This window comes from Zobellia sp. OII3, assembly GCF_002211465.1.
Lineage (GTDB): Bacteria > Bacteroidota > Bacteroidia > Flavobacteriales > Flavobacteriaceae > Zobellia > Zobellia galactanivorans.
Map to the genome: position 1 here is coordinate 1 of NZ_MWRZ01000024.1, position 6,896 is coordinate 6,896.

The window sequence follows — 6,896 nt, forward strand, 5'->3', positions numbered from 1 at the left end:
ATCGACAGTTTCAGGTCACTGCTCAACAGGTTCGATACCTCCGTTGAGAGTTGGAAAGGGTTCAACTACCTATCATTCATCGTAATCGCCCTGAAAAAAATCAAACTAAAAAAGTTTAAATGAGTTCAATAAGGAGAAAGTATATGGACAACCTCCCGAAAGGATTTAGCTGGAATATGATGGCATTCATCAATGATAATGGTGCCAAAAGCAGATGCCAATTTTCCCATATCATTTTCATTGGATAGTTTCTTTGCCAAAGTTTGAATCAATGCCACTGTTATCTGCTTACCAATTTTCATCTTTCCTTGGCCTATTTTGCCAATTTCCCTTTTGGGAATACCGAAGAATGTTTCAATTCTATCCGCCCATTGGTCGGCAATCTGTTTTCTATGGGTAAGGATTAATGCAGGTTGCTGCTTATGCTCGATAATTTTTAACCCAATAATTGTTTTTCCCGAACCCGGAGGGGCTACAATGATTCCGAAATCTTTTTTTGTCGCTGTTTCTACTGGATCGAATTGATGTTTTAGCAATTGAATTGTAGATGAAAACCCAACTTTATTCAACTGTTTTCTTTCATCTATAAATTCATAATCAAGATGTTGTTGCTTACAAAACCGAACCAAGTTTCCTATAAACCCTCTCGGAATTTCAATGGTGTTCTCGGTTTCATCGATAAGTTTGAAATACCGCTCCGTTTTCCAAGTGCTTCTTCCGGTATTTTTTTTAATCGCATAATCGGCATTGAAAAAATTCAAATGTTCTTTTAGAAAATCGACTATTGGTGGGGTTACCCCATTTCGATTGATTATAACACTGCTCTTCAAGATAATATGCAATATTCCAGGACTGGAAATGCTGTTTTTGAAAAGAACTCTTGCTTCTTCTTTTTGATTGGATAATGCTTGTAAAACCTTATCCAAATGAATGGTCGAAACTTTTTTGATGGCTTTTAAAAATTGCCATTGATTTTGGATAGGTGAAAATGTTTCGATATCGATAAAACAGGAATTTCCATATTGAAAAGCTGTTCCCTGAAGTGGAAGGGCAATCAAGTTTCCAAACCCTTTTCCCGATAAATAATCCTGATTTGGAAACAACCTATCAAAGCTTGTGTTCTTATCAAATACCGAAAAAATACCCGCTTGCTCAAAAAGCTTCAATATAATCTTTCTGCTTTTTGTAGCTGGGTATGGTTGTTCAAAAAACACCCATACATGTCCGCCATTTCCGGAACGCGAACGTTCCAAATAAGCAGGAATTCCATTTTCCTTACAAACACCTATGGCTTTGACGGATTGTTCTTCCCAGTCTTTCTTGTCAAAATCGGCCACGATAAAACAAGAGGTGTTATCCTTTAAAAGTGGATAAACACCAATAAATTGCTCGCCTTTTATGTGTTTTGATAATTGATGGTCATCTAATTTTAAATAGGTCTTGTCTTTATAATTACTGAATGTTCCTCCTTTCTGTTTGTGTAGGCGGTACATATAGGGGTCGTAATGATATGCAGGCATGTAGCCACTTTTATTACCCTTTTCCCATCGCAAGGCAAATATATCGTCTCGTCCTTTGAACAAGAGTTTAAAGAGCTGTATTTGTTCTTGGAGTTTCATTCCAGTGTTTTGTAATTAGGACATCGACGGGAGCGTTTTATGCTTTCTATAGGGTAACTTTAACCAAATGATTTCAAATAATATCATGTGGCTATTTTTTGTTCGGCAGTTCCACTGCATTTTTACCTTTCATTCTATCACCGACCAAATCTCCCAAGAATTTTGCAAACGGCCCGATATCCTGCATTACACTGGCTTCTTCCAATGCCTGCATATATTCGTCCCGCTTTTCTACGGGGATTATGGTCCACGGATAGCCCCCGGAGGCCAGCATGACGTTCATCAGGAATCTGCCTATACGACCGTTGCCATCCATATATGGGTGGATAAAAACAAAGACAAAATGGCCCAGCACGGCACGTATCGAAGCCTCGGGCTCTTCCTCCAACAGTTCAAACAGGATGGGCATGGCATCGCGCATGGCATCCACATTTAGGGGAACATGCTTGGAATTACCGATGTACACCTGGTTATTCCGATAGCCTGAAAGGTCGGAAGCCCTCAACAGGCCTGCCACCACACTTGGGTCGAACAGTTGCCTGTACCATGCGGCATGGTCTTTATCGACCTGTGTTCCTGAATTTGCACCTTCCAAGATGGCTTTGATGCTCTGCTTTACGGATTGGAAAGCCTGATAATAACCCCGGGCGGCCATCGCATCCCGTTGTTTCCTGTCCCCTTCGTTTTCCTCGGTGTCCCATTCGCCAGAACTCACTTTTTGGATCAACTCAGGGGTCACCCGATAGCGTTCAATGGACAGCGAATGGTAGGCATCCGTTATGTATATATCGTCCACGTCCTTCATATAGGATTCGTGGTCGGTCTGTATGCCAGGGGCTTTCGGGAAATTGGCCATTACCGCTTCACGCATCTGTTGCCATATCAAGCGTATGCGGTTGGCATAGGGAGAACGTTCCCTTGCCGACAATTTTAATTCCAATTTGGCATCAAAGGGGTCTTCCTCCCGGATGTCATAATCGGCCTGTTTGAAGGTTTCCATAATCTGGTCGGCTATTCTGTCACGTTGAATGTTACGAAAAGCCCCGGCCAATCGACCGGCCAATGTGGTATGTCCATTTTCCAAGAGTATGGGCAGTAATTCCGAAGCATCCCGTATCAACGACAACGTGGTACGGGCATCAATGGCATTACTTGTATATACTTTTGCCCCTGCATAAATCAGGGAGGCCTGTAAATTATACATGCGGATGCCTTCTTCTATGACGGTCTGTTCCGAGGGAGGGATATCGGTCTTCAAATTGAACAGGGAGGTGTTATGGGGTAAAGGGGTGGGTTTGTTATTGCCCTTGGGCGATCTTATAAGCAATTGCTGCGGCACCGACCGGTTCCCGGCATGGAGCAACAAGGATTGGTCTGCCGAAAGCGACCAATCGTCTCCATATTTTCGGTTAAGAAACCGTGCTATAAATTCCCAATATGAACTATACCACGCTGTGGTCTCACCATCTTTCTCATTGGGGTCCGTGGCAATATACCATCCTTTGGAGACTTCCCGTAAAAAACCATTTTTGACAAGCAATTGACGGTGTTTTACATTAGGGATATCATCGGTATGGATTCCTACTATACCCTGGTCCTGTAACCCTTTCAAAAAGGTAAGGGCTTCTGCGAATCGTTCTCTGGGGGTTGCCATCTTGTTGAATTTATTTTTTTAATCTTTGCTTTTGGGCTAAAATTAGTTTTTTTAATCGTGTTAATATTAGTAAAACCAAATGTACTAAAATTAGTAAATATAACCGTGGTAAAATTAGTAAATGTATGTTGGTACATTTTAGAAGCACACAACATAATGGCCCGACTTTGTCAATATGTCCCTCTATTTTATCTTGTGATTTTTATTTTACTCTCGATACTTTACATCATTTGAACAGTCCTGTTTTGTAACATATCCAGCAAGTATTTGTTACAAATCATTTTGACGGCGGTTTATTTATTTCTCCATTTACAAACCAATAGTTTGTGTATTAGAACATTTTTAAACCATTTAAAAGAATGTGCCCAGGAAAAAGTATGGCAATAGATAGTATTCATACAATATTCCCGAAAAATAAACGTCGCAAAATATTTCTCGGAAAAGGGACGGCATAAAGCCACTTCTTTTCCTCTGCTATTTATTCCGTTTCCTTTCCGCTCCAAAATTTTGTCTTCCGTTTGTGTTGTCCTCAAATATTGTTTAATCTAAAATTTCATTTTCATGGAAACAAAAACAAAGTCGAACGGAGTAGCAAAAAGACAGACTGCAACCGTTAAAAAAGAAGTTCAAAAAAAACTGACCGAAGAAGCTATCGGAAAAACGGTAGTACCGGAGAAGAAAGTAACGAAAGTAACGGTAGAAAAGCCCGTTATCAACTTGGATGACCGTATCCAGAAGTTTGAAAAACTTCGAGGACTGGCCAATCAACGTGAACGGTTAACGGAAACTTTGAACGAGCTGACCAAGTTCAATTACAACCAAGATGGTTCGAGTTCGTTCCACATTAGGGATTCCAGACACTTGGAGTTCAAGACCACCAACTCCAATCTGATAAAGTTGGTCACTACGCACTTACAGTCCACTTTGGAACAGCGCAAGGCGGAAATTGAACAGGAGATTGTACAATTCGAGCTTTAACCTTAAAAGTTCATTAAATGTGAAAGCCTGCTCGAAAGAGTGGGCTTTTCCTTTTATTCATACCAACAGGTTTTAATCGGAAAGCCAAAGCTTCGGTTTTCTTAACAGGATTATCGGCAAAGCCTACTTGGGCCTTTTCTCGATAATCCCTAAAAACCTAGCTCGTCCTGTACATTTTAAGGGGTTTATAATGGATAAAGCATTTACCGTTTTTCAGGGCGTCGAAAAACGGGCACAGTATAACCAATTCTAGATTAAACCCGATTGCTCATTTCGCTTAACTGCCGGTACGCTCAAATCACGAACGGCTTTAAAAGAATTGCTAATACTCTTATGGAACTTGTCAAGACCATAGCAAGTTTCAGTGAAAAATAAGGTTTCTACTTCCTTGAAAACCCAAGGGTTTTGCTACGTCGCAAATACTCCTGATTTGTTCCCCGAAAGTCTTGACAAAACCCACTTTATCCATTGGTGCCATGCACGCAAGAAATCAAACAAACACCCCTTAAAATTTAATCACGATTGAATGGAAAAGGGAATTATTAATCTTTTAAATATTTAGTTATGAGCAGTATTAAAAATCATGTACAGTTGATCGGAAACGTTGGGCAGGAACCGACCATTACGAACCTTGAAAATGGAAAGAAAGTTGCCCGCTTGTCATTGGAGACCAACGAAAACTACAAAAATGGAAATGGTGAAAAACAGACCGATACCAATTGGCATACCGTTGTTGCTTGGGGCAAGGTTGCCGACATTATTGAAAAGTTTGTGCATAAAGGCAAAGAAATCGGCATCGTGAGCAAGTTAAAGACACGCACCTACACTATGGACGATGGCAACCAACGCTATGTTACCGAAGTGGTAGCCGATGAAATCCAATTAATGGGCAACAAGTAAAAAAAGTAAAGAGGGCACTAAAACCAGTTTTCAATTACTTTAACAGTTCAATGTTTTTTGCTGCCTAAATAGTTTTTTCAACGTACGCCTTGAAATTGTCTAAGATTGATTGGCAAAAATCTTTTTGAATGTCCAAGGGTGTTTTACTTTCCGGTTCAAATGTTTCAGTTAACCTTACACCGTCTTCTATTACCAAAAATAATATTTCAGTTTTTCTATTGTCAGATGTAGTATGGCTAATTTTTTTATTTACTACTACATCATCGTAGATACATGTATAATCAAATCCATCACTACTATCCTTCATTTCCATTCTCAAAAACAGCCTTCCACCAACCCTTAAGTCATTTTCAGTTATTGGTGTATGCCATTCGTCCGACATGTTGTTCCATTTAGCTATATGCTTTGGGTTTGTCCATAAGTCCCATACTATTTCAATTGGAGCATTAATAAAAGTTTCTGACTCTAATGGGTTTTTCATATTCTTTATATTATATAAATTCTTAATTGATATTTTACAAAATGGGATGTGGTCAGTTTAGTTTTAAAATAGACCTTATCCTATCCCTCTGTCTTAAATGGTGGCGAAAATGCATTTCAATAAACTGTAACCATTCAATAGCATTAAAATAATTTAAACCTGGATGCTTTGTTTTACCATAGAAATTACTAATTGAAATTTGGGTTTCGCAATACATAATTGTCTCTTTTATTTTGGTAAGTGAACTCAAAATTTCTTCTTTGCTATTTGGTTGACAGGTGTTATTATTAGAAGGAGGGCCTTCAATTAAATCATTAGGGAATTCATTAATGAAAAACATAGTTTTAGCACTTTCTGTCATTTCTTCCGTTGCATTTTCATTATTAGAAAGGCAAATGGTAATCTGTTCAAGAAAATAATTCGTTGACTCTATTAGATGAATGCAAACTTGCCCTAGTGACCAACTATTTTGTGAAGGTTTAGCGCATATTTGCTCAAAGCTGTATTGTTCTACATCTTTTATCCAAACATTTATTATGTTTTTAATGTCTTCGCTTATCATTATTTAATTCTAAGTATATTCTGACAGTTTTTGCAATTCATTTAACAAAGCCTGCTAAAGTTCTGCCTTGGAGGAGGTGCCGATTTTACCTCTGAACTTGATTTGAAGCACATACTTCAAATTTAAAAAAACTGTCATTCGAAATGCTTAACAGCTTTAGGCGTTCCTTGTTTTTATTCGCAGTTATTTTAACGCCTTTAATAGCTCGGATACTAAATTGGATTGTTCGATTGCATAATCGATAATTTTATCCGTATTTCTTACTCCCGATTCTTTGTCAAATTCCATTGAGTATTCGGGCGGTTCAACGCTCAAAATCCGTTCTGCATTTACCTGTTCGTGAAAACCGTGTTTTTTCAGCCATACTGGAAGTTTGTTCACACCAGGTTCTGATTCAAAATCGGTTTTCTTTAATCCCAAATTCGTTGGAAATTCTAAAATGGTGATTTTGTTGCTATTCATTTTTTGAATTCAGTTTGTTTTTCAGCTTGGAGATAACTAATGTTTTATACTGTTTTTAATTGTTAGCGGTTCGTTGTTCTTTCTTTCAGCCATTAGATGTTAATTTAAATATTGAACTCATTTAAACTTTTTTAGTTTGATTTTTTTCAGGGCGATTACGATGAATGATAGGTAGTTGAACCCTTTCCAACTCTCAACGGAGGTATCGAACCTGTTGAGCAGTGACCTGAAACTGTCGAT

The 6,896-nt window shown here is 38.6% G+C and carries 7 protein-coding genes and 2 pseudogenes; 3 read left to right on the forward strand and 6 right to left on the reverse strand.

All coding sequences use genetic code 11. The features are described 5' to 3' along the window. Nucleotides 1–123 (forward strand): annotated as a pseudogene (locus B4Q04_RS23025) (IS5 family transposase); the annotation flags it as partial. Nucleotides 124–125: 2 nt separating this feature from the next. On the opposite strand, the gene B4Q04_RS22200 reads toward B4Q04_RS23025, so the two are convergent. Both B4Q04_RS22200 and B4Q04_RS22205 read right to left on the reverse strand, forming a co-directional pair. Continuing rightward, nucleotides 126–1,619 (reverse strand): TOTE conflict system archaeo-eukaryotic primase domain-containing protein, encoded by a 1,494-nt coding sequence (locus B4Q04_RS22200; RefSeq protein WP_088698169.1) that lies wholly within the window; start codon nucleotides 1,617–1,619, stop codon nucleotides 126–128. Nucleotides 1,620–1,710: 91 nt separating this feature from the next. Next, nucleotides 1,711–3,273: a Fic family protein gene (locus B4Q04_RS22205; RefSeq protein WP_088698170.1), complete on the reverse strand. Its 1,563-nt coding sequence runs from the start codon at nucleotides 3,271–3,273 to the stop codon at nucleotides 1,711–1,713. Nucleotides 3,274–3,834: 561 nt separating this feature from the next. On the opposite strand from B4Q04_RS22205, the gene B4Q04_RS22210 reads away from it, so the two are divergent. Both B4Q04_RS22210 and B4Q04_RS22215 read left to right on the forward strand, forming a co-directional pair. Next, nucleotides 3,835–4,251: a hypothetical protein gene (locus B4Q04_RS22210; protein WP_088698171.1), complete on the forward strand. Its 417-nt coding sequence runs from the start codon at nucleotides 3,835–3,837 to the stop codon at nucleotides 4,249–4,251. A gap of 564 nt (nucleotides 4,252–4,815) precedes the next feature. Continuing rightward, nucleotides 4,816–5,151, forward strand: coding sequence for a single-stranded DNA-binding protein (locus tag B4Q04_RS22215; protein ID WP_088698172.1), 336 nt, complete (start codon nucleotides 4,816–4,818; stop codon nucleotides 5,149–5,151). Between the two features lie 64 nt (nucleotides 5,152–5,215). On the opposite strand, the gene B4Q04_RS22220 is transcribed toward B4Q04_RS22215, so the two are convergent. The 4 genes and pseudogenes from B4Q04_RS22220 to B4Q04_RS23030 form a co-directional block, all read right to left on the reverse strand. Beyond that, nucleotides 5,216–5,632 (reverse strand): SRPBCC domain-containing protein, encoded by a 417-nt coding sequence (locus B4Q04_RS22220; RefSeq protein WP_088698173.1) that lies wholly within the window; start codon nucleotides 5,630–5,632, stop codon nucleotides 5,216–5,218. A 52-nt stretch (nucleotides 5,633–5,684) separates the two neighbouring features. Next, entirely contained in the window at nucleotides 5,685–6,194 is a 510-nt protein-coding gene (locus B4Q04_RS22225; protein WP_088698174.1) for a DinB family protein, read from the reverse strand. 183 nt (nucleotides 6,195–6,377) lie between these two features. Beyond that, on the reverse strand, nucleotides 6,378–6,656 hold the full coding sequence (locus B4Q04_RS22230; protein WP_088698175.1) for a hypothetical protein: 279 nt from the start codon (nucleotides 6,654–6,656) through the stop codon (nucleotides 6,378–6,380). A 117-nt stretch (nucleotides 6,657–6,773) separates the two neighbouring features. Continuing rightward, a pseudogene (locus tag B4Q04_RS23030) lies at nucleotides 6,774–6,896 on the reverse strand (IS5 family transposase); the annotation flags it as partial.